The following is a 26,102-nucleotide window of genomic DNA, read 5'->3' as shown; positions in this document are numbered from 1 at the left end:
TCCATCATCGGGGCCACAGAGAACGTTCTATCCAATACTTTCATGTACTTACCTGCATTTCTGGTGCTCTGACGTTCTAGTTTCAACTATTGATTTACAACGAAAATAATTGCCAACGAGTACCTTCATGTACCAATATTGTACCACTGGTACACCGGAGTACCGGGACCGGCGCGATCTTTGAAGTAAGGGACCGGCACGGAATTTCAAGTAACGAGGTGCAGAGTATGGCGACGTTCCAGAAACGGGGCAATAAGTGGAGAGCGATAGTCCGCAGGAAGGGGTACAAGCCCGTCTCCAAGACCCATAACACCAAAGCGGAAGCCCAACGGTGGGCTGCACGGATAGAGGGTGATGTGGAGAACCAGGAGGCGGCTGGCATGGATATGCTGGTTACCGACATGATTGACCGGTACATGGATGAACTCGAAACCCACAATCCACCAGGTAGAACCAAACGGGCAAGCCTGGAAATGATCCGCCGATACCTGGGTGACCGCCGATCTTCCAAACTGGATGCCGAAGCCATAGTGAATTTCGCACGGGAAAGGGCAAGCTACTGTTCTCCCTCCACGGTGCAACAGGACATGATCTATCTGAGGGGACTACTGCACACCGGTAAGCATATCTGGGGAGCCAGGTTCGATTGGTCCGCCTATGACTCTGCAGCCACCCATTGTAAACGGTACGGACTCACCGGGAAGTCGGTTGAACGGGATCGCCGGCCGTCAAAGGAAGAACTCTCCCGGCTCCTGGAACACATCGACGGGAACAACTACTACCGTTCACCAATGGGTGACATTGTGCGTTTTGCCATTGAGTCCTGCATGAGGGCAGGGGAGATCACCACAATACGCTGGCAGGACGTGGACACCGTGAAGAAGACCATTGTCATCAAGTCCAGGAAACACCCATCACAGAAAGCCTGGAACGACCAGGAGGTGCCACTACTGGGTGACGCCTACAAACTGATCGACAAGCAACCGAAGAAAGGGGAACTGGTTTTCCCGTACCAGGTGAAGGCCATCGGAACGGCTTTCCGTCGTGCCTGTCAGTCGGTGGGTATCGACGATCTACATTTCCATGACCTTCGACATGAAGGGATCAGCCGACTCTTTGAACGAGGCTATGGTGTGATGGAAGTTGCCAAGGTTTCCGGACACCGGGATATTAACCAACTTCGCCGCTACGTCCAGTTGAAGCCGGAAGAATTACACGATGGTCCGAGTGGCAGGCGGGACTTCTGAAGTAAGGGACAGGCGGGTTTGCCGAAGTAGCCAGGGTGCCGAGTGGCAGGCAAGGTTTCTCAAGTAAGCTCGTCGTATACCGGCAGGGATGCCGAAGTAATTTCCTCTCTGAAAATTTATACCGACGGTGATTCTGAAATAGGGACGCCGTTTGGTACTTCCCTGCGTAAAATCAATAACTTACGGTTTACTGCGCCCTGGTTCACTGGTGCGCGATAATGTCGATCGACCTGTTAAATCAATAACTTATGTCGATATTGACGGGTTTACTGGTGCCCTGGTGCCGTTGCTGGCGGTTTCCGGGTTTCCTGGTGTCCTGGTGGCTACCTGGTAAGGGAGAAACGACCGGCCGGGTTTCCTGGTGTCCTGGTGTCCTGGTTTTCTAGTTACGGTTTTATATTCAACTAATAGTTGACAACCACTGATAGGCGTTCTATAGTTCGCACATATTCAGCAAAAACGAGGGTTTCAACATGTTCAAAGGTATCTTGATTTACACGGTTATCACTGCAGCGGCCGGTTATGGTGCCCTTTCTAGCGCCTTGTCTTCTATCGGCCTGTAATACAACTAACAGTAGAAGCGACAACCAAAAGGAAATAGCACAATGAACACTGAATACGTAAAGGCAGTAAAACTACAGGCAAAAATCACACGACTGGCGAACATGAAAGCCAGTTATAAATTTCGGCTTTCGGCTATCACTGCAGCGGATAACCGGCCGGGTAAGGTTTGGTAACGGTTACAACCAACAATTGAAACGATAAGGGGAAACAGATTATGAAAACCGTTAAAAATCAGATCATGCAATTTTTCGCTAATCAATTCCAAGTTAAGGAAAGGGACAACGGGGACACGTTTGTTTGTTTGGGTGATAGTGCACCATCCTGGTGTCAGGATGTCTGCAGGGAGGTGCACGGCGGACTAATGCCGGATGACTGGCGTTATAGTTGGATTTCATTGGCCGCTGATAGTCTGGCGGATATTGATCCCGATAATTGGGAAGATGAAACCCACGAAATAGCAGACGGGTTAATTGACGTTTACAACGGCCGGCTTTTGTCCTGGTTGGCTTCTAACCTTTCTCGAATTGGCTATTGTGACGAGGCAAGCGAAAACGGCTTACCGCGTGAAAATGATCTGATTAATATGATTCAAGCGGGACAATATGAGGAAATCAGCGAGACTATACAATCCCTGGTTTCTGAAATCGAAAGTTTAGCGGATGACGTGGAACCATACGCGGCCGGCTTCAATATGTGCGGTTATATGCCGGATAGTGAGCCCGTAACCTTTCCTGATTTTGAATCAGCCCGGGAATATATCACTGAAGAAATTGAAAGCCGGGAAATTGAAGAAAGAGACCGGGGAAACTGGGGATTAGCAGAACAGTACCAAAAAGCCGGGGAACATGCAGAAAATCAAACGGATGAATTCAGTGTAACCGTTAACCATTTTGCTTTTTGGGTTTCCGAGTCTGAAGAATGGCTGCAGGAACTATAAACGCGGGATAAATCCGCCAGCATTTACAACTAAAAATAGTATTGAAAACCAAGGGGAAAGAAAATGCGAAATCAAAAAGTTTATTTATACCAGTTTAATGAATTGTCCGAATCCGCAAAAGAAAAAGCCCGTGAATGGTATCGCCAGAACGGTTTAGATTATGAATGGTACGATTGCACTATTGACGAATGGAAAGAGTTAGCCGGTTATCTCGGAATTGAAATAGCTAATATTTATTTTTCCGGCTTTTCGTCACAAGGGGATGGCGCTTGTTTTACTGGTTCTTATAGTTACCGGAAGGGATGGAAACAGGTCATTAAAAAGGAAACCGGTGGCGAACTATACAAGAAACTAGAAAATATTGGCGAGCAATTGCAGGAAGAACAAAAGAAATACTTTTACGGAATATCCGCCACCATTCACCATACCGGCCGTTATTGCCATGAACAGTCTGTAACGGTTTCCGTTGATCCTGGTGAACATGTAAACGGTTATTGGTCCGATTCTTCAGATATGGAAGAAAATATAACCGATACATTACGCGAACTAATGCAGGATATTTATTATTCACTGCAATCCGAGTATGAATACCTGGTATCGGATGAAGCGATAGATGAAGCAATGACGGTTAATGAATGGGAATTCACGGAAAACGGGGATTTTTACTAATGGAAATTATCACCAATTATCAATGGCGTAATTTTCTTTACGGTTACGAAATCCCGGAAACCGTTTTAAATTCTGATTTCGATTACTTGGATGATGACGAAAAAACAGACGGTTTTATTAAATATCGCGGCCGTTATTATCACGTATCCGGCTTTATGCTTTTACCTGAACATTGCGATATTCCTAATGACTGGCAAGGTATAGAACATGACAGCGCCTTTTCTGGTGTCCTGGTTCGGTTATCGGATGACGGCGAACAATACCAGATAGCGACGTATATCAGTTAAAAGGGGAAACCACCATGCGAAACCAACTAAAAAACATCAATCGACTGTATAACGTAGCCTATAACACCATTGCCACCATTAACGGCCGGCTATCCTATGAACGGGTAACGGATTGTATTATTAGACTGGCGGACATGGTAGCAGAAACAGAAACCCCTGAATTTTTCTTACAGGAAACAGGGGAACATAACGAATTCCGTTTAGATGATCTATTAGTAGGTGCGTACTGGCATTTTACAGAATGGCATAGCGGGCAATTTTCAAAAGGCTATCAGGCACTATCGGCTATTGGTCGCATTTTCTCCCCTGGTTGCACGAATGGACCTGAAAAGGGAACAGGGGAACAGATAGCGTATGAACTATTACACCAGTTAGCCGGTGGTATTGTCGTTAGTTTCCGAAAGTTTCCCGACGGTGACATCATAGCGTTATGGGACGATAACAGCGCCAGTCCGGGTTATATCACCAGTTACCAACATATAGGTCAGCATAGTGCCGCCAGCCCGGAATTATTGGATGAGTTAGAAGTCGCCACCAGTGAAGAATATCAGTCGCTATTGAATGAACTAGAAAGCCGGGACTACCTGGTAACCGTAGCAGACGAAACAGAATAAAAGGGGTTTATTATGACAGTCTATTATGATGCTTTACGCGGTCCCATAGCAGTTAAACCAATTGAATTTATTGAATCAATCACCAATGGTAACGGCTTTAATACTGGTGATTGCGTAATCTGTAAGGTTACCGCCAGGAATACCCATAGCGGTTATAAAACTGGTGAAATAATCCGTTGTGAGCCCTATAGCGTTGTTAAACTGCTATCCGGCGGCCGTTGTTATTCTATAGGTACGGATGAAATCAAACGGATTATTGAAGAAAACAAAAAGGGGAAATAGTTATGTTTTCTAACACCATGCCAGAACTAACAGAAACAGAACTACGCCATAAAGGCCGGTATATTGTCGAATATATACATCCCGAATTGAATCAGATAGTAGCGGCTCAATATATGAGTGTAACCGCGTTTATTGAGTTAAACGGATTGCCGGAAACAGAAGAATACAAAAAAAGCGTTTTCCGTACCCTTGGCAATAACGGCTATTTTTCCGACTACACCAGTGAAGGGCATTATGTCCGGGTTATGGTGGCGTAATGCAAATACTGATTCTATTGGTCTGTTTATCCCTTGGTCTAATGCTGCAGGATCAGATACCAGACAGTGAAAGCGGCTTTTATAGTTCGGTTTTACTATGGCTATTCATTGCCCTGCTAGTATCCCTTTTTAAATAATCCCTTTCTAAGCATTCCCCTTTTGCCGGCTATCATGCCGGTCTTTTTATACCCGTCTATCCTATCCCCTGATACTGGTTCAACCTGGTTTACTGGTGCCCTGGTGCCCTGGTGCCCTGGTGCCGTGTGGCTGGTGGTTGTTGTGGTGTCCTGGTGTACTGATTGTCTAGTGCCCTGGTGTACTGGTGCCCTGGTGCCGACCGTCCCGATCCTGCCTGGAACAAGCTAAGTGATTGATTATAAACGAATGGGTCCTTCCCAGGTAAAACTGGATACCGCGGGGGACGCTGAGCGCGGTTTTCGCCTATCTTCAAAATTTACTAGGCTCCACAAGAGGTTATGGAGATATAAGCGGTGTGCATGCCCTGATGTCAGCATATAAACGGCGTGAATAGTTATTTGAAATCAATAACGTAGTTGAAAAGAAAACCTGCAGTTGTACCCATAGGTGTGAACCATTGGATGTAACTACAGGTTGAACATTTCTGAACCTTATTTTGCACCGGTGATGCGCTCCAATCCTTCATCACGGAATTGCCCAAAATAGGCGTTGTAAACCTCACGGTGGACTGCTCGGATTCGACCGACACGGAATGTCTCCACCGGGAATGTTCCGGCTGTAATTGCAGCCAGGGCGGACTTCTGGTTCTTGTACCCGAAGTGATCGAATACCTCGTTGACTGGTACCCACGGTTTCTGTTGGTTCATTTCCACTCTCCCGTCACTCGCAATGCTTTTTCCATGGCGGCAAAGTCGGTGTAACCCTGTTGACGTGCCAAGTGATCCCTGGCTTCTGCACCGGTGATGAACTGCTTACGCTTCAGTCGCTTTGCCTGATCGTTGAACTTCTTTCTACTTACCATCATTAAAACTACCTTTAGTTGTATCGATAAGCAAAATATAACAGTTGGTTGTATTGAGGGCAAGTAAAAACCCGGTCGAAACCGGGTTAGGAGAGATCAGAGGATTTCGGAGTCTTTCAACTGCACCCAGGTTCTACCCTCGGTGTGGTAACCCTGCTTTTCCTTCTTCACTGGTACGTGAATCATGTCGGTTTTCGCGTCACCGTGGGTGGTCACACCGTCCTGATCCATTACCAGGATGTCGCTAACACCGGGGTCGGTTGATATAACGCAAAGGTTAAGGCGCTTACCCGAGTTTTCCCGAACGGTCGCAACGTAGTTGTTCTTCGATTTCGGCCATCCAACGGTGACAGATACAGCGATCTGCTTTCCACTACGGATGGCGTAAAAATCGACACCGGGTTCTTCTTCCTCGAACGCACAGGTGTAGCCGGCGCTCATGAAAATCCCGAACAACATATAAGCCGCGGCATCCGCTTTCTGACTGTATTGCTTTCTCTCGTTGTCAGAGAGTTCTGATGACTTACCCAGTGCCAACCAGGATTCATCGACGTTAAGAATCTTCGCCAGTTGGGTCATCAGTTTAGGGCGAGGGCGACTTTGACCCTCGAAGTAACGACGTACCGCTTCCTGACTAATTCCCAGTCGATCTGAAAGCCAGGTCTGTTGTCCTTTACCTAGTGCAGGCACGTCCTGTGATCGATCACAAGCCTGCTTCAGCCTTAGTGCAAACTCACGATGGTCGGCCATGACAATCTCCTTATTCAACAATTCAACTAACGCCAAGGTCAGCGGCACCGTTCCGGTGGTGTCCGACTGCACCCAATAGTTAGGGATTCTTCATAACAGCAATTAGATTGACCGCTTCATTATTACGAAAAACCTAACCTTGTAGTTGAATAATCAACTAACAACAAACTATTGTCAATTATTAGTTGATATTTAATTGTCAATTTACGTACATCACGCAACCATCTTAACGGCTTCAAGAAGTTCCTTCTGTGTTGCCTCCTTTTTACTCACCACCCGAAGTACCCGTTCATCAACGGTGTGTCGGGCAACAATATGATGTATTACAACTGTCTTTTGAGTCTGACCCTGCCGATACAACCGGCCAATCAACTGTAAGTAGAGCTCAAGTGACCAGTTCAAACCAAACCATACAATTACGTTGGAACCTTTCTGAAGGTTCAGTCCATGACCGGAACTGGCAGGGTGAGTAAGAAGTATTTCAATTTCACCATTATTCCACCGTAATTGTGTATCCGGGTCATCATCCATAACCACTGCCTGGGGGAATGCTTTCTGAAGTCTGGCAAGGTCAGACCGAAAGTTGTAAGCCACCAGGATCGGATAACCGTTGTGTGCCTCGACGATCTCCTTCAGTGCTTCAATTTTCTCATCGTGCATGAGTTCCCAATTGCGAGCCTCGTCCTTGTAGATGGCACCATTGGCGAACTGAAGGAGTTTCCCGGTGAGGGTAGCGGCGTTCTCCGCTTCAACCTCAAGGTCTAGTTCCTCCATTTCCAGGATCATGTCCCGTTCGAAGTTCTGGTACTGGATCAGTTTGTCCCGGGGCAGGTCCACCTCGATCTTGTTGATGATCTTTTCCGGCATGTCCAGGTAGTCTTCGGCACTCATGTGCATGGTGATGTCGGAGACACGTTCATGGATTTCCGTATCAGCGAAATCACGGGGGACGATGAGACGTTTTTCCCGATCTTCGTGGAACCACCGTTGTTTGTAGGCTTTCTCGGTTGCACCCAGGCGTTCACCCTTATCCAACAGGTAGAACTGAGCCCATAGGTCAATCAATCCTTGGGGAGCCGGTGTGGCCGACAACTCAACAACGCGGGTGATGTTCCGGAGGACGGCTTTCAGTGCTTTCCACCGGTTACTGGACTGTGATTTAAACGAGGAACTTTCGTCGATGATCACCATGTCCCACGGCCACTGTTTACCCACCATTCGCACCAGCCATTGAACGTTGTCCCGGCTGATGATGTGAACTTCAGCCCGTTGCAGGATGGCAGAGGTGCGTTGTTTCTGGTTACCGGCGATCACCGAGAAGCGGAGATGCATCAGGTGGTCCCAGTTCCTCAGTTCCAGCGGCCAGGTGGTCAGGGCAACTCGTTTCGGAGCGATGATCAGCACCCGTCCCACCGATAGGTCCATAAGTAGGTCATTCGCGGCAGTAGCGGTGCTGACGGTTTTCCCCAGTCCCATGTCCAACCACAACGCACACCCGTTTGCAGAACTGCCGGCAATGTCACAGATGAAGTCTGACGCTCGATTCTGGTACGGGTGCATCATGTCTCGGGTCAATAACATGTTCACCTCGCCCAGACTGGATCGGAAGTGGCAGGCGCGGCCGACGGTAGGCTCCATGGAAAAGTGCTGAACATCAGTCCACCTTCGTGTACCTGGTAGGAGCCCCGGGCAACGATAGGTTCACCGTGCATCAACTCTGCCTCGTCCATTCCTTCGTAATCGCTGATTTCGGAATGACGGGTTACTTCTTTCGTGTCGGGATCAAAATGCGTTTCGTAGATGTCCATAATCAACCTTTAGTTGTAATTGAGTTCAAAGGTATCCATCACCGATTCGATGAATACGGTGGCTGCTTCCGCGTTGATCGCGTTTCCGTAGGCGCGCAATCGTCCCACTCGGGCGGGAGCCCCATGAGCCAGCGGGAATGTGCCGGGTTCAACTGGCCTCCACTTTCCATCCCGGCAGAACAACCAGTCAGAAGAAGCCCAGAAGCCGTTAGTCGGGCCGGGGTTGATAGAGGCACCTGATCGTTCAGGTTCGACATCCCGTGCCCCTGTGCTTTCTTCGCCTCTATGTACTCCGGACTGTGTGAGGGGAAATGGTCCCTGGCCTGCGGTGTTCCCCACCCTGATAAAGTCGCCACTGCCGATAGCGGTTTGCCCCTGGCGTGTGACCATCTTTTCTCGTTGAACTCGTCCGTTGCCGACTCGCTTCTCCAATCCCGTGCTGCTGCTGTGGGCCAACCAGTACGCCCGGTCGCGGATGTGCGGGGCACCGACGCCCGCAGACGGAAACGGGACACACCCGAAGGCGTAGTCCAGGGCTTCCAGGTCAGCCTGTACAAGGTCGATCCAAGGCCCTGCATCCTTACTTGCAACCTGTTCTCCAACGATTGCTGAAGGTCGGCACTCGTCGATGAGCCAGTACCAGTGAGGCCATAGATGCCGCTCATCAGCAAACCCAGTTCTGCGACCTGACGAGCTGAAGGGCTGACAGGGGCATGAGCCGGTCCAGATTGGTCGATCATCAGACCATCCGGCTCTCCGGAGAGAGAGGGACCAGACACCGATTCCAGCGAAGAAGTGACATTGGGTGAACTCTCGAAGGTCATCTGGTGATACATCCTCTATGCTTCGTTCATCAACGATACCCGGGGCGATTTCACCCATGAGTATCAGGTTCCGCAGCCATTCAGCGGCGTAAGGGTCAATCTCGTTGTAATAGGCAACCACTGGTTGTATCTCCGGTCACAGTTCGGCCGCAAACGCTGCCATCGCGTCCACGATTCGTTTACCACGGGTGATGTCGTCCACCACGAAAACCTTGAATCCCATCTTCCGGCGTTCCTTGTGGTCCTTCGCCTGCTTTTCAGTGGCTTCTTTACCAGGTGCTTTGAATTCAATGAAGAACGCGAACCCACCGGGTGACTTGGTTTTCACACTGAACAGACGATCTGGTACCGCTCTGCGACTGGGTGATGTAAATTTCTCAGCCTTCATTCCATGGCGGTTTCGGGCGTAGCGGCAAACTGGGTCTTCAACGTCTTTTTCCAGAAGTGCCCGCTTCTCGACCTTACCCTTCTTCCGGTCGCCCTCAAGGACGAGCATTGGATCATCGACCATGTTTCACCTCCCGAACCGTGGCGCATCCCACACACAGGTCGAACCCGTGTTGCCGGCGCCCCATGGGGATGTCATTTCCGCACTCCTGGCAGTCCTCGGGACCGAGCGTCCCTGGTTTCGGTAATTGACTGCGAATGCTGTTGATCTCGTTCTCTTTCATCTGGTAAGCGGTTTCTTCGTTCCGCTCCAATAGACGTTCGCTGGTACCGCTCATCACCAACCTCGCTTATCCATTTCAAACATCACCTTGAGGCGATCGGCCATCATTCGTATTTCCGATCTCAATTCATCGAGATTGCCGTTGTTGTCGAGGATATAATCTGCCATCCAGGGACCGACCGTACAACTTTTAGTTGGTTCTGTAGGCAAGGTTTTACTGCGATCCACCCAGATCGAGTAATCGAAAAGACCAGCCTTTCTTATACCGTCGAATTCCTCGGCATTCCGGACCCCACAGTAAATGTCGTAGTCGCGGTATATCAGGCGACCAAGGTTCGCTTTGTCCTGATGATTGAAAGCCTTGATTAATTCGAACCATAACGCTCGGTGGTTGTGTCGGTCGTTGTAGCATTCTTCTAGGGTGCTGTAACCGATCAGGTCTCTGACTACCGGGTAAACGACGTGTTCAGCGGCGGCATAGGAGCTTGATACGAACGTGAATCCGTACATCTCCTTCAGTAGCTCACACACGGTGTCTTTCCCGTGCCGACCGTAACCCATAATCATCAGTTTCATCCGATTTTCCTCCCAAAACCCAAACCCACCACCATAAACGGCAGTGCAATACCAATTTCCAGTTCAAAATCAATGTGTCGTCTCCACCAGATTCCGAACCCAATGTGGTCCTCTCTCATTACATAAATGCGTTTGCGCTCATTCATTCTTCGTCTCGCTCTATAAAGTTCACCAGTTTCTCAGCCTCGGCAACGTACCAGTCGTAGTTGATAACGTCCGGGTCGATACCGGTGAAGTGGTTGCAGATATGGACTTTCCAGCCCTTGTTGACGGCCATCCGACGCCACTTGTCAGGATTTTTGGCGAGCGGCGGCATGACCTTGAACAGTTCGGGACCATCGTTGGCGATGTAGTAGCGACTGATGTTCTGGTAGGTCTCTGTGAGCCCGAGTCCCCAGTCGCCTTCCAGGAAGGAGGACCGTGGTACCTTGGTTCGAAGCAGGAAATCCCAGTCGTTGTCGTGACATTCGATGAAATCCCGGATGTCGGTACCATCGACAATGTAGGCACACGCGGCTTTCTGGGTGACCAGGGCACTGTGGTTCTGGTGCCAGCCCAGTTCAGCACCTTCCTCGTCCGGGCGAATGAAGGCATAAGCACCTTTGCGTTTCACCTTGTCGGAATCAGCGTACTTGGCGACGTAGTTGTTCACGTCCCGGATGTGCATGAAATCGTAAGTGGCATCTTCCAGGTCGAGACCGGTGACTGCTTCCCACTCGGATTTCACGTACATCAATGTGTCAACCTGGTCCCGGGGCAACTTCACCGTGAGACCGTCCGTGTTCACCTGGATCAGCGAAAGCCCGTCGATGTGGCGAAGTTGCTCATAGAGCATGCACAGGGAAAGCTGACCGTTGATGGTGATGGTCATGGTGTACTTGGGGTCGTAGAAAGGACCGAACTGACTGTTGGAGTCACCGTAGGGGATGTTCAATGATTCCTTCAGTGCCTTGTTCTCGTCGGTCCCTTTTTTGTACTTCAGTCGCTGTTCTTTGATGCCCTGGTAGATGTCACAGAATTCCTCACCCAAGTGTTCCGGATACACGCGATTGACGATTGCCAGGGAAGGGTAGTAACTGGTCACGTCGAGGTCGACGATCACGTAATCATCGTCGGAATCGACCCGTGTGTTGTGCAAGGAGGCATGGATACCACCGGTGCCGAACACGAATTCAACACCGTCGAGCATGACCGACAGGCGGCGTATTGCCTTTTTCACCCGGGGTTCCTTCGGCCACTCACCTCCCATAAGGGCGGCTTCTTCGCTTTCCTCAATCCAGGCGCGAACCTTCGGTAACTCGGAAATAGGTGAAAACTCGATGAATTCAAGCATTCGTTCCAGAGGCAGGTCACTGAACACACCCTTGGTTTCGGTGATCACTTGCTGTCGGAGCCAGCTTTCAACCGCCTTGAATGGTTCGGTCTCAAACTCGACGTAATCGAAGATCACTTCACCCAGGTCGATACTGTCACGCTTGGTCTGCCGGGGTTTCTTCTTTCCACCTTCGCGGGTGAAGCATGCATGTTTACCCATCTTCCGTTCGATCTGGTCGATGAATATGGCCTTACCGATCTTCCCGTTGTTGTGATTCAGGAAATTCTGGTCGTACTTGGCAGACATGGATTCGCGGAATCGGATCATGCCGACAGTGTGAGAGTGGAACAGGACAGTAGCAGCACCATCGTGGCCGTTGTAATCCACCAGGTGACCGATCTGTTTATGGTTCAACACGGTCTCAGCAGGGAAAGGAAGATCACGAATGTCCTTCATTCGCATGTTGAATTCGAGCATCTTCAGACTGGTGGACTTGGCCTGGTTGTCGAAGTGGTGAATCTTGAACAGGTCAATTTGTGGAACGATCTGATCATTGGACCAGATCACATGTGCAAACCGTTTAAAGTGAGGTGCTTCGATGATCGACTTGGACTTTTCGAACAGTTTCCGGTTGATCGTCTCAACGTCCTTCTCATCTGCCAGGTCGGTCAGCAGATAGTGGATCACCGGGTAGTCGTATCCTTCGTTGTTGAACCCGACCATCCGGCAACCCTTGGACCGTAGGCGCTGCATGAACGCCTTGAACGGCCCCAGGTCATTTCTGCGACGACTGATTTCAAAGGTCTTCGAACGACCAGTTCTGAGACTACCCACCCAACAGGTCCAGACATTCGGATACGTCTCTATGTCGTATGCATAATCGTTGGTTGTAATCTCGGTCATGACTATCCCCGGTTCCGTTCCTCAGTGCTACCGAAACCACCATCGCCCCGTTCCGTTTCTTCCAACTTGTTCTCCACCTGGAACAGCGGTTTATAGAACGGGGTGAACATCAGTTGGGCGACGTAATCACCAGGTTCAATGACCTGCACATCGTTGCCAAAGTTCTCCAGGGCGACGAACAGTTCTCCACGGTAGTCCGGGTCCAGAAGACCAGGTGTGTTGGCTGGTCGCAGATGTCGTTTGGTAGAGAGCCCTGAGCGGGGAAGAATCTGCATTGCAATGTGATCTGGGAGCTCAAACGCCCAACCAGTAGGGACCTTTACCACCTGTCCGGGATGGATAATGAGCGGGTGGTTACCGACATAGGCAACGTCTGTACCTGCAGCACCACTGGAACCGCGGCGAAGTTGATGGGCGTCAGGGTGGAGACGGCGAATCTTGATTCCTACGAAACCGATATTCATGATTGACGATCCTTATACGATTGAATGTTGTACTTCTGAAGTTCCTGGTAGATTGCTTGCAGGTACCGGGCTTGCTGACGGGCATCGTCTTCGGCGTTGTGCTTCACACCCTGGAACTCAGGAGGGCGAGCAATGTGACCGTGTTCCCCTTTGAAGGTCCTGAAACAGCGGTCGTTCCAGAACTTCCATGGGGCTTCCAACCCGAACGAATCGTAGAGGCTGGTGACAATGGTGTTGTCGAACGAAGCGCCGTTACCCCAGATCAGGTACTTAACGTCCCCTTGGGTCAGGAAAGCGGTCAGTTTCTCGAACATATCGGTCATAGACTTCACGTTCGCCTGTTTGAAAATCTTCTTCGCTGCAGGCTCCTGACCTTTCCACCAGATCACCGTTTTCTTATCAACGGTTCGACCCATCATGATCTGTTCGTCCCGGAACTCCTTTTTACCGAAGACCAGGTGAAGACCCTTCATTTTGATGGACGGTTCCCGGCGATTGAACAGGACGACACCGATGGCGATAACGACGGCTGAAGGCCGGGTGTCCAGCGTCTCAATATCGATCATCGCGTCGGTGTAGTTCCATCTCATGCCTTTGCGTTCCCACGACAGGTGGCAAGTTTCCGCTGGTGGGTACGTTGCCAATGACCGTTACCTTGGGTGTGCCGGCGACCGGGACCTTTCTTCCGGTAGTGAGGGTTCAACCCCACCCTGGTGTGCTTTTCACCCATCCCATATGGATATGGAACCCGTGCATTGGAAGCTGATGATAGATCGGTAAACGGCACTCCGAGAGCGGCCATTATTGCTGTCAGTCGGCTCATACCTTTCATTGCTCATTCCTTCTGAGTTAAAAAGAGCGGCCCGGGGACCGCTAAGTAGCAGGATCAACTGATGGTTGTAACTCAGTCGTCCAGATCGTCGAGGTCGTCCAGATCATCCATGTCGTCATCGTCGAGATCATCCAGATCATCCAGATCGTCGTCATCGTCGAGCTCGTCGGCCAGTTCACCATCGTCCAGGTCATCGAACTCGTCGGGATCAACACCACCGGCTCCGAATTCTTCACCGTCCTCACGGAAGCGAACCGCCTGCAGGGAACAACGAATCGCCTCACCAAACTGGTTATCCTGAATCCAGAAGTTGATGAAAGCATCGACGTAGCAACCGGCATACATGCGTTGTTCCACTTCATCCGGGGTGAGAGGGGTCTTGTCCCGGTCAATCAGCGTTGGACGCTTCTTGTTGTTGGCGGCGACGACGTACATCCCTTCGTACCCTTCATAGGGTTGCTTCGTCGTGTTGTTGGTGAAACCTTCACCTTTGCCGAAACAGTCAATCGGTTTGAACTTGGGTGGCTTGCCAGCAGGCCATGCCTTTTTGATCAGACCGGACATTTCAGCCTTGATGTGTTTCAGCAACGCCTTGTGTCCCGGGTCCTTCGGGTCCAACAGGAAGTTTGCGCTGAACTTCGGTTCGGCGTTGTCGTAACCTTTCGGTACATCAGCCTTATGAAGGGTAGGGAACGATAAGCGAACCCGCTTGAGTTGAATCTTTTCTCCGGAAATGGATTTCTTCTGTGCCATGGTGAGACTCCTTAATCGAGGTCGTCGAATTCATCTGCTAGTGATTGATCCACTGACGGCCGGGGGTCATCGTCCGGAGCCAGCGAGGGTTTACCGTCGGACTGGGTAAACAGCTTCTTAAAGTCGTCGTCTACCTTCTTCCGACCGATGATGTTTTCAGCCTGTGCCGGGGACTGCAGGGTTTTCTTGTAACGCTGATCCTCGTCCAGACCTTTTTTCTTCAGGTACTCATCAGCGGCTTTTTCGTCCTTCCACTGACGGGCACCCTTTTTACCTTCTACCAATTTCAGACCTGGGTACTGTTTACCTTGAACAGCCCGGTCATCCATGAATTTGCGAACATTGGTTGCCCATGCACCGATGAACGAGAGCATCGGATGGATACCTGCCAATTCGTCATCCGTCATCGAGTCCGGATTCTTGAAGGCGTCGAAGGCATCAGCGGTAGGATCATCCATAATCCAGGCATAGATGCTGTCCTTGAGGGTGCGACACCTGCTCCTTCGATCACAGAACCAACAATGTTTACCGGCGACGAACTTCCGACGCTTGGGGTCCATTGTTTCCTGGTACCGCTGATAAGCCTCCACCCGGAATCTCTCAAGCGCACCTTTCTCGAACACCCAGTTGTCGATATTGCCGATTCGTGGTTGAACAACATGCAACATCAAGTCTTCGAGTCTGGTCCGGATTTTCCGATCCAGGAGTTCATCAAAGGCACCGATTCCGTACAGTTTCATCTGTGAGTTGTTCTGGACATGAACGAACATGCCTTTACCGTACTTCAGGTCGAACACATGAAGCCGTTTCCGATCAGCAGGGAGGATAACCACGTCGGCGGTACCCTTTTGACCAGGTAGAACCTTGTCCAACGGCATCTTCACTTCAACCCAAACCTGAGCACCTGGTGTGACAAAATCCATGATGTACTCATAGGCTTTGTCTACTTCTTCGGCCATCTCAGGTTCGACGGTGAAGGTCTCGTTCAACTCATCGACCAGAATTTCCTCACCCATGAAATCACGGGGACTCATTCTCAGATCGAGACAGATAGCCAGAAGCGCATGGGCAACCGTGCCCTCCCGGGCGTATTCACTACCGCCGTCATCGGTGGCAATCAGACCCGCCTTTTTGTCGTCCTCGATGGCATCGACGCTGGCGGTACAAACCGACCACTGATCGTATCCGGAAGGGCTACGGTTGGTGTGTCCCATACTGACCCCTTATTTACCGGCTTTCTTCAGAACTTTTCCGGCGAGGTCGTATACGCCCTGCAGGTCTTCGGGTTTGATTTCATCGAAGTTGCGGGCACCGAATCTCTTGAACACCTTCATGGCGTCTTCACGGCCGACTTCTTTCATGACGCGAACCATCCGCTTCTTCACTTCAGCGGGATCAATACCGGCTTCGTCATCATCGTCTTCTTCAAGACCGAGGTCGTCATCGTCTTCACCGGCTTCTTCCTGTTCACCTTCTTCCTCGGTTTCCTCATCGAGGTCGTTCAGGTCATCGTCGTCCTTTTCTTCTTCGACGGCGTTACCGGTTTCCGGGTCCAGACCGTGCTTGTCACACAGCTTTTCCCAGTTGGTCTTACCGACCTTCACGAATTCATCACCTTCGGGGAGTTCTTCACCCTTCTCGATGATCTGGCCGGTTTTGGTCGTCTTACTGAAGACGTAGGTCTTGCGGCCGGCTACTTCAGCACCGGAGGTGTCGGGCGGGTTGTCTTTACCACTTTTGGTTGAATTGCTGGTGGAATTGGATGCCTGATCAGAATCAGACTTCTCTGCCGGGGTTCGGGCCTGGGTTTGACCGGCTGTGCCCAGTACGGCGGCAATAGCGGAAGGAAGTTCGTTGATCGCCTTGGTCAGTTCCTCTAACCGGGTTTCAATGCTCATCTTTCAAGTACCTCTGTCTGTTGGTTTTTAAGCTCTGTTTGATAACAGATGGTTGTAATTTATAGTGATGGTTGTATTATTGTCAACACCTGATCGACAACTTTTATTAACGAGAGGAACAACCATGAGTGAAAACGCAGTAACCCGGGCCTTCAATCTCGCCAAAGCAAAGCTGGACTCCCTGGCTATCGTGTGCGGCATTCTCGACATCTCCAACTCATACGCCTACAAGGCCATGGCGGACGGTGAAATCAGTCTCCCCTGTGCGCTGAAGATGGAAACCATGATTGATGGTGAAATCTCCTGGCGCGAACTGTGCCCGAAGGTTGGTGACCAGGTTAAGGCAGTAGAAGACCGCGTAGCACAATACTAAGGGGCGTTTATGTCCGATCTCATCGAACCCCGGTTAGACCGGGTGCCGGACGAACTCGCCTCTGTGAATCAGTGGGTCGTCTGGAAAGCAGTACCTATGAAAAAAAGGGATGGGACCGTCAAAATTACGAAGGTTCCATACGATCCAAAAAACGGAAAGAAGGCCAGCACACAACGAAGAAGCAACTGGGGATCGTTCGATCAGGCATGTGAATCTCTCTTGATGGAGGGGTACGACGGCATCGGCTTCGTGTTCACCGCTGATGACCCGTTCGTTGGTATCGATCTGGATAACTGTTTCAGTGAAGACGGCACCCTCCGTGGAGATGCAGAAGCGGCGATTAACACCGTTCGGTCCTTCACCGAGCGTTCACCGTCGGGCAACGGTCTTCACATTATCTGTAAAGGGCGTCTTCCGGGCTCCGGTCACTGTGACAATAAGAGCGGTCGGGAGATGTACCAGGAAGGCCGGTTCTTCACGATCACCGCTGATACCGTGGGTGACTACACCTCCGTGAGCGAGAACCCGAAAGCCGTGCAGCTTCTGTACGACGAATGGTTCGGTGCAGCCAGTTACCAGGATTACACGGGAGTGGAACTGGACTGGGATGGTGAACAACCGATCATCGCTCTCGAAGATATGCCGATCTCTGACTATGTGAAGAACCTGGTTGCAAACGGCGAGGGAATGGAGGACTTCACCGAGAACACGGGTTCCCCAGACCGGTCGCTTGCCCTGTTCATGGCGTGTCGTGAGATGGACAGCGCCGGCGTGAACAAAGAATCCATCCTGACCTGCCTTTCCGATCCCAACTATTTCCTGGCCAGTGCTGCTCTGGATCGCCGCGGCGGTAATGCTCAGTCAGCACGGTCATGGGTGTGGAAGTACACCCTGGCAAAGGTAATCGCCAAACGCGAAGAAGAACAGCAGTTGTTCGATGACCTGGATGATGAGGATGAGCCCGAGGAAACACCTAGTACCACTGAGAAGGTGAAGCCCGAGACCAAGGACTCCAAGTCATCAGAGAAAGAGCGGGAGAAGCAGATTCAGCAACTTCCGTTCGAGAAGGGTAACCACGAAAAGAATGCCTTGTTGTTCCTGAAACACGTCAGTCCGCTGGCCCGGGCGATGAAGCAGTATTTCAGGTTCAACGGGCAATACTGGCAATTGTACGGTGACGACCAGGTTGAGAGGGACATTCAGAAATCGTTGCGGGGGCGTGATTTCCCCATGGCGACCATCAACAATACGATTACCACCGTTCGACGCTTCAGTACCCAGGACGAGTTCAGACCCAACCCGACAATCCTCACTTTCAAGAATGGCTGCATCAACCTCGATGGTTGGGATATGGGGTTGGTTGATACCACCTTGCTTCCGCACAATCGAAAGTATAAGTCCACTTCTATGTTGGATTACAACTTTGACCCTGATGCGAAATGCCCGGTGTTCGACAACTTCCTGGATCAGATTTTCGAGGGTGACCAGGAACGGGTGAGGTTGTTGTTGATGTTCCTCGGTTACCTGCTGGTGACGGATTACCGGTTCCAGAAGATATTGATGATGGTTGGTAAATCCCGGTCAGGGAAGGGCACCATTGCCAACAACATTATCCCCGCCCTGGTTGGTCGTGAGTCGTTTGCAGCCACCACTCTATCCAACCTCGCTGGTGATCACGGTCTTGCTGCCTTGATGTACGCCAAAGTAGCTGTGATAGGTGATGCTCACCATGGGGTGAAGGACCGCATTGGTCGTGCGAAAGAGGTGATGTTGAACATATCTGGTAATGACTTCGTGTCGGTCAACCCCAAAAACAAGGATGAGATCACGATACGGCTACCGTCTCGCCTGGTGATCAGTGCCAACGAACAACCGCGTTTCGCGGATGGTATGGATGCCCTGGCAAACCGGTACCTGATTCTCCCGTTCAACAAGTCGTTCGCCGGCAGGGAAGACCCACGGTTGGCACAAAAGCTGATGACGGAAATGCCTGGAATATTCAACCGGGCGCTGGAAGGGTTGATGGACCTTGGGAACACCGGGTACTTCATTGAACCGAAGGCCAGTCAGCCAAAACGGGAAGAAAGCATGATGATGCAGAACCCCGAGGCGTACTTCAACAAGCACTTCCTGATCCACACTGGGGATGAGAGTCGTGTTGCCATCAGGGATGTCTACGACGCTTACTGCACCTTCTGTCATGAGATGGATAAGAGGCCGGTAGACAAGAAGTGGTTTGGTCGTCGCCTGGGTGATGTCGTGGATGATCTGAAGGTGGGTCGAATGAAGACTGAGGAAGGTCGTGATAAAGCCTATATTGGGGTCCAGGTGAACTGGGATGCCCTTCGTGACTTCTCCGATGACGACGATATTTAGACGATCAATCACCTTCCTTTTGAACCGCCTTCGGGCGGTTTCTTTTTGTCTGAATTTCTGTCCTCACAACGTGGCCCCACAGTGTCCCCAGTAAAGGGACAAAAGTTTAAGTCAAGTAATGGTTGAACTCTTATTAAACTTTAAGTCAAGTAATGGTTGAACTAAACTTTACTGTCCCCGTGGTGTTGGGACAAAACCACCATAGAAAACTTAACTAGGGACATCGTAAGTTATTGATTTACTATTAATTATTACTATTTTGTCCCTTTGTCCCCTTATAATATATATTAATAGTATAAATATAATATAAAAGAGAGGGTTTCGCGGCGAAATCTCAACGGTGTGTCTCAGTGAATCTGAGAGTAAGTAGGTGAGTGTGTAGGGACAAGGGGACATGGGGACAAATGCACTTTAACTCAACCATTACTTGATAAATCCAACGGTGTTGAAATAAGCCGAAAAACAACCAAAAGTTGACCAGTCACAGTTGTCGTGTATCATTGAGGTCCTGGTCGGCCCGACCCCGGTTTATCTCCCTGTCATCAACAACCTGGGGTCGGGTGCAGACCCTAATTTTTCAACTCAACTGTCCGGAAGTACATGGGAACCAAAGCCTCCGAATTCTCAGAACTGGTCCGAGGGGCCAGTATCAACCAGTTGGCCGCACTGTTCGACCTGGACCGTCGCACGGTGGCGAACCGGCTGAAGGAGGTTCAACCGTGTGGGAAACGGAACTCATTTCCGATTTACAAGATTTCAGAGGTGGCCGAGCTCCTGGTCGTGGGGTACATGACCGGTGATGCCATTTCGGAGACCCAGAAACGCCAACGGGCGGACAAGGAAAAGGATTACTGGGACGCCAAACTCAAGGAACAGAAATACCTTGAGAACATGGGTGATCTCTGGCGGACGGAACGGATTGTTGAAGTCTTCGCCGTGGTATTCAAGCAGATTCGGGAATCGGTCACCGTGTTCATCGATGCCCTGGAACACGAATCCGGTCTACCCGTGAAACAGATCGAGAAGGCCAAACACTTCGGGGATGCACTGTTGGTCGAAATGCGTGACCACCTGATGTCGTTGGACCTGGACCCGGAAGGCGAACACGTTCTACCGGAACCCAGTAACGACGACGATACCGGCGAATCGGAAGACGATCTCAAGGAATTGGGGTTACTCTGATGGTCAGTTTCAAGAACGAATCCGGGTTCAAGAAATACCATTCGATTCAACAGATCATTAACGATCTGTCGGAGGTTCTACTGCCTCCGGAGCGGATCAGCATTGCCGATGCCGCCGAGAAGTACCGCAAGGTTTATAACCCACCGGCTTACACCGGACCATGGAGTAACCAGACGGTTCCATACCTCCGTGAGCCAATGGACATGTTGGATTCACGGGAACATTCAGCGGTGTGCGTAGTGGCCCCGGCTCAGTCTGCGAAGACGGAGTTGATCCTGAATTGGATCGCTTACAACGTCCGGTGTGACCCGTCTGACCTGATGGTGGTCGAGAAAGCCAGAACCGAAGCCCAGACGTTTTCGAAACTCAAAGTGGATCGGTTACTTCGACATTCCCCGGAAATCGGACAGCACCTGATCAGCCGGCGCACCGCGGATAATACGTTCGACAAGGCGTTCAAGTCCGGCACCTACCTGATGATCAACTGGCCAACCGAGAATGCGTTGTCCGGTAAGTCATTGCGCCGGGTGGCACTGACCGACTACGACCGTATGCCCCAGGACATCGGTGGCGAGGGGTCACCCTTCGACCTTGCCCGTCGCCGGACGAACTCGTACAAGCGTTTGGGAATGACCTACGTGGAGAGCTCCCCATCGTTCGACGTGTTGAACCCCAGATGGCGACCGGAGACTCCCCACGAAGCCCCACCGACCGAAGGCATCCTTGGTATCTACAACCGGGGTGACCGTCGCCGGCGTTATTGGCAATGTCCGCATTGTCGAAACTGGTTTGAACCGCATTTCAACACCCTACAGTGGCCGAACAGCACCGATCCCATGGAGTGCGCGGAACAGGCGTTCATGGCGTGTCCACATTGCTTCCAGAGCAACGGTGCCGTGATCACCCAGGATATGCGTGAGGAAATCGACAACCAGGGTGTGTGGTTACGCGACGGTGAGCGAATTGACCAGGAGGGTAATCGCTCCGGTACCGGACGCCGATCTGACATTGCCAGTTACTGGGTGATGGGTCCGAATACAGCGTTTGGTCAGTGGAAGACCATCGTACTGAACTATCTGCTGGCCATGCAGGAGTACGAGAGCACACAGAACGACCGACCGTTGAAAACCACGATTAACACCGACCAGGGTTTACCATACACCCCGCCGCATATCGCGGAGTCCAGGGCACCGGAAGACATCATGGAGCGGGCCAATGACATCGGTGATCGAGTGGTGCCAACCAAGGTCCGGTTCCTGTTGGGGAGCATCGACGTTCAGAAGAATCGGTTCGTGGTTGAAATACACGGTATCGTACCTGCGACCAACGGATTCGACCTTGTAATTATCGACCGTTTCGACATTCGAAAGTCGGAAAGATACGACCAGGACGGTGAGCGGTTCTGGGTGAATCCGGGGGCCTATCCGGAGGACTGGGATCGCATCACCGAGAAAGTCCTTGACAAAACGTATCCCACTGATGAAGCTGAACCTCGACAAATGAGTGTGCGGGCTGTATTCTGTGACTCAGGTGGTCGTGCCGGCGTTACAACCAACGCTTATGATTACTACCGAAGATTGAAGTCTGAAGGGTACGGTGGTCGGTTCTGGTTGATCAAAGGTGAGCCGATGAAGACCGCTCCAAGGGTTCGGAAAACGTTTCCGGATTCTGGCCGGAAAGATCGGAAGGCGGGTGCCCGGGGTGAGATTCCAGTGTTGATGTTGAACACGGACTTACTGAAGGATTGGTTGGACAAGGCACTTGACCGGGTAGAACCAGGCGGTGGGTATATCGAGTTTCCCGACTGGTTGGAACTGGATTTTTACAAAGAGCTCTGTGTTGAGATCAAGAACCCGCAGAACGGAAAATGGGAAAACCCGAAGAAGCTGCGGAACGAAACGACTGACTTGATCTGTTATTGCTACGCCGGGTGTATCTTCTTCCGGATTGAGAAAATGAATTGGGATGATCCGCCGAATTGGGCGGATGAGTGGGACAAGAATCCACTGGTTACACCCCTGGACTCGGAAAACCCAGTCCGACCGGAACAGAGCCCAAGTGACGACATGGATGTTCTGAAGAAATTGGCCGGACAGCTTGGCTAAAGTTACAACCAAAAGTTGATTTACCGGAGAGTTCAATGGAAAACCAACACCGTAAGATCACTGGTTATCGTGAATTGGATGAAGCCGAGATCGGAATGATGAATGAGATCAAGGCAGCAGGTGCAGAACTTGAAGACCTGGTTGAGCGGTTGGAACGAACGACGGTGATCATCGACGGACACAACACCAACGAACCCTTGTTTGATCAACGTTGGGTTTCTGAAGGCAAGATGGATTTACAGAAAGGAATCATGTCGTTGGTCCGGTCAGTGGCAAAACCCGGGAGTTTCTGATGGCAACGGTGGCAGACAGATTGGCAGAGGCGGAAGCGGAATATCACGCCCTGATCACCGGCACCAAGCCACGGGTGGTTGTGGACCAGAACGGTGAGCGGGTTGAGTTCACCACTGCCAACGCCGGTCGTCTCCGTCAGTACATCGAGAGCCTGAAAGGTCAGTTGAGTAATAAAACCAGTGGACCAATGCGAGTGTTTTTCTGATGTCGGAACAGTTGGACCTACTGCAGGATAAGATGCCGTCGAAACAGATGGCGGCGAGCTTCGAAGGAGCCAGTCACATTAACCGTGAACTGGCTATGTGGCATCCTGCACTCCGTTCTGCCGACGCTGAAATCCTACCAGACAAAGATTCCCTGGACGCCCGATCTCTCGACCTGCAACGCAACGATGGTTATATCCACGGTGCTATCCAGGGTCACAAGGATTCCATTGTAGGGGCGTTCTATCGCCTGAACTCCAAACCGAATTATAAGCACCTTGGGTTGGATGAGACGTGGGCGGAAGAATTCCAGGAAGCTGTTGAGACTCAATTCGCGCTTGCCGCTGAATCCCCTGATTGTTGGTTTGATGCAGCCGGGAAAATGACGTTCTCGGAAATGATTCGTCTGGCTATCGGTGTGTCGATGATGTCGGGCGAAGCCCTTGGGACTTCCGAATGGATCAGGGAAGTGCGTCGGCCGTTCAATACTGCAATCCAGATGATCGACCCGATCCGTCTGTGTAATCCCTACGACGATATGGCGACGACCACCTGGAAGAAGGGTATTCGTCATGATAACCGAGGTAGAGCGGTTCAGTACGCGATTCGTCACACCCTGCCCGGGGACAATTGGGACTTCGAGAATCAGTACCGCTGGAAGCTGATTAACGCTCGGAAGCCGTGGGGACGCAAGATGGTCCTCCACTATTTTGAGCCGTACCGAGTGGATCAGACACGGGGTGTCAGTGATTTCGTCTCGATTCTGAAGCAGAGCAAGATGGTTGGTAAATACCAGGATGTGGTTCTGCAGAATGCTGTCCTGAATGCCACCTATGCCGCGGCCATTGAGTCGGACCTGCCACCGATTGAGGCATTCGAGTCCATCGGTGGTGGCGATGCCAACATGACGAAATGGGCATCAAACCACCTTTCCGCGATTGCCGCTTATACCGGTGAGAGTAAGAACCTGCATATCGACGGGATCAAGATTCCGCATCTGTACCCAGGTACAAAACTGAAACTGCAGAATGCGGGTCAACCGGGTGGTCTCGGTAGTGGGTTTGAGGAATCGCTGTTGCGCCACCTGGCGGCTGGACTCGGGTTGAGTTACGAGGAATTCAGTCACGACTTCACGAAGACGAACTATTCCAGTGCCCGGGCTGCGATGGGTGAATCCCACAAGCGCCTACAGGGACGGAAGAAGGCGGTTGCAGACAAGTTTGCCACGGACATTGTTCGTCTGTGGTTTGAGGAACAACTGAACGCCGGTGCATTCAATGATGTGTTACCTCGGAACGCACCGAGTTTTTATGAAGGGTTGAATGCGGACGCCTACACAGCCTGTTCCTGGATTGGTGCCCCGAGAGGTCAGATCGACGAACTCAAGGAAACCCAGGCGGCGATTGCCCGGATTAACTCTGGTCTGAGCACCTATGAAAAAGAAGCCGCCCGCTTCGGTGAGGATTTCCGAGAGGTCTTCCGTCAGATTAAGCGGGAACAGGGAATGATCGAAGACATGGGTATCACGATTAGTACACAAGGTGATACCGGGTCTCTTGAAGCTGGCGGTAACGCGACAAACGAGAGCCCGAAACGAGGTGATGAGGACCAAAACGATGACTAAGCAGATCGACCTTCGCACAAGGCTTCTCAACGTTCCGCTCATGATGAGTCAGGAATATGCGGAGTCGTTTGCCGCCCTGGCACCTGAATCCTTCATGATTGAGGCCGAACCAGAAGACGCTGACGAGAAGATGTTTGATTGGGCGTTCGGAAGTTCCCGGTCCAAACCATACAAGATGGTGGGGTCGCTGGCGGTCATACCGGTGACAGGAACTCTGTTACATCGATTCAACTGGTCCTTCGGGTTTGCCACGGGTTACGACTACATCCGTGCAGTGTTCGACATGGCAATTGCGGATGAGGATGTGGTTGGAATTGTCTTCGACGTGCATTCCGGTGGTGGACAGGTCGATGGTGCTTTCGAACTGGCCGATCATATTTTCGAGAACCGTGGTGCAAAGCCGACCATCGCCATTGTCAATTCCCATGCCTACAGCGCGGCCTACCTGATTGCCAGCGCGGCGGGGAAGATGACGGTGCCAAAGACGGGAGGTGCCGGTTCGGTTGGCGTTGTCACTATGCATGCCGACATGTCGAAATTGTTGGACAACATTGGAATCAAGATCACGTTCATCCATGCCGGTAAGCACAAGGTGGACGGGAACCCTTATGAAGCACTTCCTGAAGGGGTGCGGAACAGAATTCAGACCAAGATTGATGAGTCCTACGGCATGTTTGTTGATGCTGTGGCCCGCAATCGCGGTCTGAGTGTCGAGGAAGTACGGAAGACTGAGGCACAGACGTTGAGTGCCCAGGAAGCCGTGGACCTCAAACTGGTGGATGCTGTCGCTTCTCCCCAGGAGTCCATGACAGCGTTCGTAGCCGAACTGAACGGTGAGTCAAAGGAGACCGTTATGGCAGATCAAAACAAGGCCACCCAGAAAGCCGGTCAGCAGGCCGCGGACGCGGGTGGTGAAAATACCAATCTCACCCAGGCTGATGTGGACAACGCAAAGGCACAGGGTGTTTCCGAAGGTCGCAGTATGGAGCGTGAACGCTTCCTGGCTGTGGTTAACTCCGAGCATTTCGCCGGCCGTGAAGGTCTGGGGAAAAAGATGCTTGCCAATGAAAACCTGAGCGCCGACGAAATCAACGAAATGTTGAGTGAGTCACCAAAGGTTGAAGCCGCAAAGCCGGATGACGAAGGTACTGATCATTTCGCGAAAGCGATGACTGACACTCCGAACCCGGACGTTGGCGCGGATTCAGAACATGAAGCAAGCGGCGAGCAGGATAACGACCTGTTGAAAGACTATGCCGCGGCTTCCGGTCTGAAACTGTCCTGATCGACCGATC

Annotated in this window: 30 protein-coding genes; 15 read left to right on the top strand and 15 right to left on the bottom strand. The window is 51.2% G+C overall.

From position 1 onward, the window contains the following. Positions 1–227 precede the first annotated feature (227 nt). The 7 genes from JJO78_RS20490 (at position 228) to JJO78_RS20460 (ending at position 4,857) form a co-directional block, all read left to right on the top strand. Positions 228–1,247 (top strand): integrase, encoded by a 1,020-nt coding sequence (locus tag JJO78_RS20490; protein WP_273624653.1) that lies wholly within the window; start codon positions 228–230, stop codon positions 1,245–1,247. Between the two features lie 778 nt (positions 1,248–2,025). After that, positions 2,026–2,748 carry a hypothetical protein gene (locus JJO78_RS20485; protein ID WP_273624651.1) on the top strand — a complete coding sequence of 241 codons (723 nt, stop codon included), beginning with the start codon at positions 2,026–2,028 and terminating at the stop codon, positions 2,746–2,748. Between the two features lie 63 nt (positions 2,749–2,811). Continuing rightward, positions 2,812–3,417: a hypothetical protein gene (locus JJO78_RS20480; RefSeq protein WP_273624650.1), complete on the top strand. Its 606-nt coding sequence runs from the start codon at positions 2,812–2,814 to the stop codon at positions 3,415–3,417. Beyond that, complete coding sequence (locus tag JJO78_RS20475; RefSeq protein WP_273624648.1) at positions 3,417–3,704, top strand: hypothetical protein; 288 nt, start codon at positions 3,417–3,419, stop codon at positions 3,702–3,704. Before JJO78_RS20480 ends, JJO78_RS20475 begins: the two co-directional genes overlap by 1 nt. Positions 3,705–3,718: 14 nt before the next feature. Then, positions 3,719–4,318, top strand: a complete 600-nt coding sequence (locus JJO78_RS20470; protein WP_273624647.1) for a hypothetical protein — start codon at positions 3,719–3,721, stop codon at positions 4,316–4,318. A 12-nt stretch (positions 4,319–4,330) separates the two neighbouring features. Next, a complete protein-coding gene (locus JJO78_RS20465) occupies positions 4,331–4,600 on the top strand; it encodes a hypothetical protein (RefSeq protein ID WP_273624646.1) in 270 nt (89 codons plus the stop codon). Between the two features lie 2 nt (positions 4,601–4,602). Then, positions 4,603–4,857, top strand: coding sequence for a hypothetical protein (locus tag JJO78_RS20460; protein WP_273624645.1), 255 nt, complete (start codon positions 4,603–4,605; stop codon positions 4,855–4,857). 629 nt (positions 4,858–5,486) lie between these two features. Here the strand turns inward: JJO78_RS20460 and JJO78_RS20455 are convergent. From JJO78_RS20455 to JJO78_RS20385, 15 genes are all read right to left on the bottom strand, one after another. Next, positions 5,487–5,702 carry a hypothetical protein gene (locus JJO78_RS20455; RefSeq protein WP_273624644.1) on the bottom strand — a complete coding sequence of 72 codons (216 nt, stop codon included), beginning with the start codon at positions 5,700–5,702 and terminating at the stop codon, positions 5,487–5,489. Beyond that, a complete protein-coding gene (locus tag JJO78_RS20450) occupies positions 5,699–5,860 on the bottom strand; it encodes a hypothetical protein (RefSeq protein ID WP_273624642.1) in 162 nt (53 codons plus the stop codon). Before JJO78_RS20450 ends, JJO78_RS20455 begins: the two co-directional genes overlap by 4 nt. A 93-nt stretch (positions 5,861–5,953) precedes the next feature. Beyond that, complete coding sequence (locus tag JJO78_RS20445) at positions 5,954–6,607, bottom strand: helix-turn-helix domain-containing protein (RefSeq protein WP_273624640.1); 654 nt, start codon at positions 6,605–6,607, stop codon at positions 5,954–5,956. A 213-nt stretch (positions 6,608–6,820) separates the two neighbouring features. Next, positions 6,821–8,188 carry a DEAD/DEAH box helicase gene (locus tag JJO78_RS20440; protein WP_273624639.1) on the bottom strand — a complete coding sequence of 456 codons (1,368 nt, stop codon included), beginning with the start codon at positions 8,186–8,188 and terminating at the stop codon, positions 6,821–6,823. Positions 8,189–8,190: 2 nt separating this feature from the next. After that, positions 8,191–8,415 (bottom strand): hypothetical protein, encoded by a 225-nt coding sequence (locus tag JJO78_RS20435; protein ID WP_273624637.1) that lies wholly within the window; start codon positions 8,413–8,415, stop codon positions 8,191–8,193. Between the two features lie 9 nt (positions 8,416–8,424). Continuing rightward, the gene (locus tag JJO78_RS20430; protein ID WP_273624636.1) at positions 8,425–9,360 is read right to left on the bottom strand and encodes a DNA cytosine methyltransferase; all 936 of its coding nucleotides are present in this window, start codon (positions 9,358–9,360) and stop codon (positions 8,425–8,427) included. Between the two features lie 15 nt (positions 9,361–9,375). Further along, entirely contained in the window at positions 9,376–9,750 is a 375-nt protein-coding gene (locus JJO78_RS20425; protein ID WP_273624634.1) for a hypothetical protein, read from the bottom strand. Next, entirely contained in the window at positions 9,740–9,964 is a 225-nt protein-coding gene (locus JJO78_RS20420; protein WP_273624632.1) for a hypothetical protein, read from the bottom strand. The genes JJO78_RS20425 and JJO78_RS20420 overlap by 11 nt, the downstream gene beginning before the upstream one ends. Then, positions 9,964–10,485 carry a hypothetical protein gene (locus JJO78_RS20415; protein WP_273624631.1) on the bottom strand — a complete coding sequence of 174 codons (522 nt, stop codon included), beginning with the start codon at positions 10,483–10,485 and terminating at the stop codon, positions 9,964–9,966. The genes JJO78_RS20420 and JJO78_RS20415 overlap by 1 nt, the downstream gene beginning before the upstream one ends. A 142-nt stretch (positions 10,486–10,627) precedes the next feature. Then, positions 10,628–12,703, bottom strand: a complete 2,076-nt coding sequence (locus JJO78_RS20410) for a hypothetical protein (protein WP_273624629.1) — start codon at positions 12,701–12,703, stop codon at positions 10,628–10,630. A gap of 2 nt (positions 12,704–12,705) precedes the next feature. After that, on the bottom strand, positions 12,706–13,167 hold the full coding sequence (gene dut, locus JJO78_RS20405) for a dUTP diphosphatase (protein ID WP_273624627.1): 462 nt from the start codon (positions 13,165–13,167) through the stop codon (positions 12,706–12,708). After that, positions 13,164–13,757 carry a 3'-5' exonuclease gene (locus JJO78_RS20400; protein ID WP_273624625.1) on the bottom strand — a complete coding sequence of 198 codons (594 nt, stop codon included), beginning with the start codon at positions 13,755–13,757 and terminating at the stop codon, positions 13,164–13,166. The genes dut and JJO78_RS20400 overlap by 4 nt, the downstream gene beginning before the upstream one ends. Before the next feature lie 314 nt (positions 13,758–14,071). Further along, positions 14,072–14,752, bottom strand: a complete 681-nt coding sequence (locus JJO78_RS20395; RefSeq protein ID WP_273624624.1) for an ssDNA-binding protein — start codon at positions 14,750–14,752, stop codon at positions 14,072–14,074. 11 nt (positions 14,753–14,763) lie between these two features. Further along, on the bottom strand, positions 14,764–15,966 hold the full coding sequence (locus JJO78_RS20390; protein WP_273624622.1) for a DUF2800 domain-containing protein: 1,203 nt from the start codon (positions 15,964–15,966) through the stop codon (positions 14,764–14,766). Positions 15,967–15,975: 9 nt separating this feature from the next. Next, complete coding sequence (locus JJO78_RS20385; RefSeq protein WP_273624620.1) at positions 15,976–16,650, bottom strand: hypothetical protein; 675 nt, start codon at positions 16,648–16,650, stop codon at positions 15,976–15,978. Positions 16,651–16,774: 124 nt separating this feature from the next. Between JJO78_RS20385 and JJO78_RS20380 the strand changes: the two genes are divergently transcribed. The 8 genes from JJO78_RS20380 to JJO78_RS20345 all read left to right on the top strand — a co-directional run bounded on the left by JJO78_RS20380 (position 16,775) and on the right by JJO78_RS20345 (position 26,092). Next, a complete protein-coding gene (locus JJO78_RS20380; RefSeq protein WP_273624618.1) occupies positions 16,775–17,023 on the top strand; it encodes a hypothetical protein in 249 nt (82 codons plus the stop codon). Between the two features lie 222 nt (positions 17,024–17,245). After that, complete coding sequence (locus JJO78_RS20375; protein WP_273624616.1) at positions 17,246–19,399, top strand: phage/plasmid primase, P4 family; 2,154 nt, start codon at positions 17,246–17,248, stop codon at positions 19,397–19,399. A gap of 600 nt (positions 19,400–19,999) precedes the next feature. Beyond that, positions 20,000–20,581 (top strand): DUF1441 family protein, encoded by a 582-nt coding sequence (locus JJO78_RS20370; protein ID WP_273624615.1) that lies wholly within the window; start codon positions 20,000–20,002, stop codon positions 20,579–20,581. Then, positions 20,581–22,686 carry a phage terminase large subunit family protein gene (locus JJO78_RS20365; RefSeq protein WP_273624614.1) on the top strand — a complete coding sequence of 702 codons (2,106 nt, stop codon included), beginning with the start codon at positions 20,581–20,583 and terminating at the stop codon, positions 22,684–22,686. Before JJO78_RS20370 ends, JJO78_RS20365 begins: the two co-directional genes overlap by 1 nt. Positions 22,687–22,721: 35 nt before the next feature. Continuing rightward, entirely contained in the window at positions 22,722–22,979 is a 258-nt protein-coding gene (locus JJO78_RS20360) for an Acb2/Tad1 domain-containing protein (protein ID WP_273624613.1), read from the top strand. After that, complete coding sequence (gene gpW / locus JJO78_RS20355) at positions 22,979–23,185, top strand: gpW family head-tail joining protein (protein ID WP_273624612.1); 207 nt, start codon at positions 22,979–22,981, stop codon at positions 23,183–23,185. Before JJO78_RS20360 ends, gpW begins: the two co-directional genes overlap by 1 nt. Further along, positions 23,185–24,807: a phage portal protein gene (locus tag JJO78_RS20350; RefSeq protein WP_273624610.1), complete on the top strand. Its 1,623-nt coding sequence runs from the start codon at positions 23,185–23,187 to the stop codon at positions 24,805–24,807. The genes gpW and JJO78_RS20350 overlap by 1 nt, the downstream gene beginning before the upstream one ends. Then, positions 24,800–26,092 (top strand): S49 family peptidase, encoded by a 1,293-nt coding sequence (locus JJO78_RS20345; protein ID WP_273624609.1) that lies wholly within the window; start codon positions 24,800–24,802, stop codon positions 26,090–26,092. Before JJO78_RS20350 ends, JJO78_RS20345 begins: the two co-directional genes overlap by 8 nt. Positions 26,093–26,102 lie beyond the last annotated feature (10 nt).

This window comes from Marinobacter sp. DS40M6 (genome assembly GCF_028581595.1).
Lineage (GTDB): Bacteria > Pseudomonadota > Gammaproteobacteria > Pseudomonadales > Oleiphilaceae > Marinobacter > Marinobacter salarius.
The sequence above is the reverse complement of the archived record's forward strand: the minus strand, read 5'-3'. Positions and strand labels throughout refer to the sequence as shown.

Coding starts and splice junctions, on each gene's coding strand:
- JJO78_RS20490 (WP_273624653.1), top strand. CDS start 228: ATGGCGACGTTCCAGAAACGGGGCAATAAGTGGAGAGCGATAGTCCGC.
- JJO78_RS20485 (WP_273624651.1), top strand. CDS start 2,026: ATGAAAACCGTTAAAAATCAGATCATGCAATTTTTCGCTAATCAATTC.
- JJO78_RS20480 (WP_273624650.1), top strand. CDS start 2,812: ATGCGAAATCAAAAAGTTTATTTATACCAGTTTAATGAATTGTCCGAA.
- JJO78_RS20475 (WP_273624648.1), top strand. CDS start 3,417: ATGGAAATTATCACCAATTATCAATGGCGTAATTTTCTTTACGGTTAC.
- JJO78_RS20470 (WP_273624647.1), top strand. CDS start 3,719: ATGCGAAACCAACTAAAAAACATCAATCGACTGTATAACGTAGCCTAT.
- JJO78_RS20465 (WP_273624646.1), top strand. CDS start 4,331: ATGACAGTCTATTATGATGCTTTACGCGGTCCCATAGCAGTTAAACCA.
- JJO78_RS20460 (WP_273624645.1), top strand. CDS start 4,603: ATGTTTTCTAACACCATGCCAGAACTAACAGAAACAGAACTACGCCAT.
- JJO78_RS20455 (WP_273624644.1), bottom strand. CDS start 5,702: ATGAACCAACAGAAACCGTGGGTACCAGTCAACGAGGTATTCGATCAC.
- JJO78_RS20450 (WP_273624642.1), bottom strand. CDS start 5,860: ATGATGGTAAGTAGAAAGAAGTTCAACGATCAGGCAAAGCGACTGAAG.
- JJO78_RS20445 (WP_273624640.1), bottom strand. CDS start 6,607: ATGGCCGACCATCGTGAGTTTGCACTAAGGCTGAAGCAGGCTTGTGAT.
- JJO78_RS20440 (WP_273624639.1), bottom strand. CDS start 8,188: ATGTTATTGACCCGAGACATGATGCACCCGTACCAGAATCGAGCGTCA.
- JJO78_RS20435 (WP_273624637.1), bottom strand. CDS start 8,415: ATGGACATCTACGAAACGCATTTTGATCCCGACACGAAAGAAGTAACC.
- JJO78_RS20425 (WP_273624634.1), bottom strand. CDS start 9,750: ATGGTCGATGATCCAATGCTCGTCCTTGAGGGCGACCGGAAGAAGGGT.
- JJO78_RS20420 (WP_273624632.1), bottom strand. CDS start 9,964: ATGAGCGGTACCAGCGAACGTCTATTGGAGCGGAACGAAGAAACCGCT.
- JJO78_RS20415 (WP_273624631.1), bottom strand. CDS start 10,485: ATGAAACTGATGATTATGGGTTACGGTCGGCACGGGAAAGACACCGTG.
- JJO78_RS20410 (WP_273624629.1), bottom strand. CDS start 12,703: ATGACCGAGATTACAACCAACGATTATGCATACGACATAGAGACGTAT.
- dut (WP_273624627.1), bottom strand. CDS start 13,167: ATGAATATCGGTTTCGTAGGAATCAAGATTCGCCGTCTCCACCCTGAC.
- JJO78_RS20400 (WP_273624625.1), bottom strand. CDS start 13,757: ATGAGATGGAACTACACCGACGCGATGATCGATATTGAGACGCTGGAC.
- JJO78_RS20395 (WP_273624624.1), bottom strand. CDS start 14,752: ATGGCACAGAAGAAATCCATTTCCGGAGAAAAGATTCAACTCAAGCGG.
- JJO78_RS20390 (WP_273624622.1), bottom strand. CDS start 15,966: ATGGGACACACCAACCGTAGCCCTTCCGGATACGATCAGTGGTCGGTT.
- JJO78_RS20385 (WP_273624620.1), bottom strand. CDS start 16,650: ATGAGCATTGAAACCCGGTTAGAGGAACTGACCAAGGCGATCAACGAA.
- JJO78_RS20380 (WP_273624618.1), top strand. CDS start 16,775: ATGAGTGAAAACGCAGTAACCCGGGCCTTCAATCTCGCCAAAGCAAAG.
- JJO78_RS20375 (WP_273624616.1), top strand. CDS start 17,246: ATGGAGGGGTACGACGGCATCGGCTTCGTGTTCACCGCTGATGACCCG.
- JJO78_RS20370 (WP_273624615.1), top strand. CDS start 20,000: ATGGGAACCAAAGCCTCCGAATTCTCAGAACTGGTCCGAGGGGCCAGT.
- JJO78_RS20365 (WP_273624614.1), top strand. CDS start 20,581: ATGGTCAGTTTCAAGAACGAATCCGGGTTCAAGAAATACCATTCGATT.
- JJO78_RS20360 (WP_273624613.1), top strand. CDS start 22,722: ATGGAAAACCAACACCGTAAGATCACTGGTTATCGTGAATTGGATGAA.
- gpW (WP_273624612.1), top strand. CDS start 22,979: ATGGCAACGGTGGCAGACAGATTGGCAGAGGCGGAAGCGGAATATCAC.
- JJO78_RS20350 (WP_273624610.1), top strand. CDS start 23,185: ATGTCGGAACAGTTGGACCTACTGCAGGATAAGATGCCGTCGAAACAG.
- JJO78_RS20345 (WP_273624609.1), top strand. CDS start 24,800: ATGACTAAGCAGATCGACCTTCGCACAAGGCTTCTCAACGTTCCGCTC.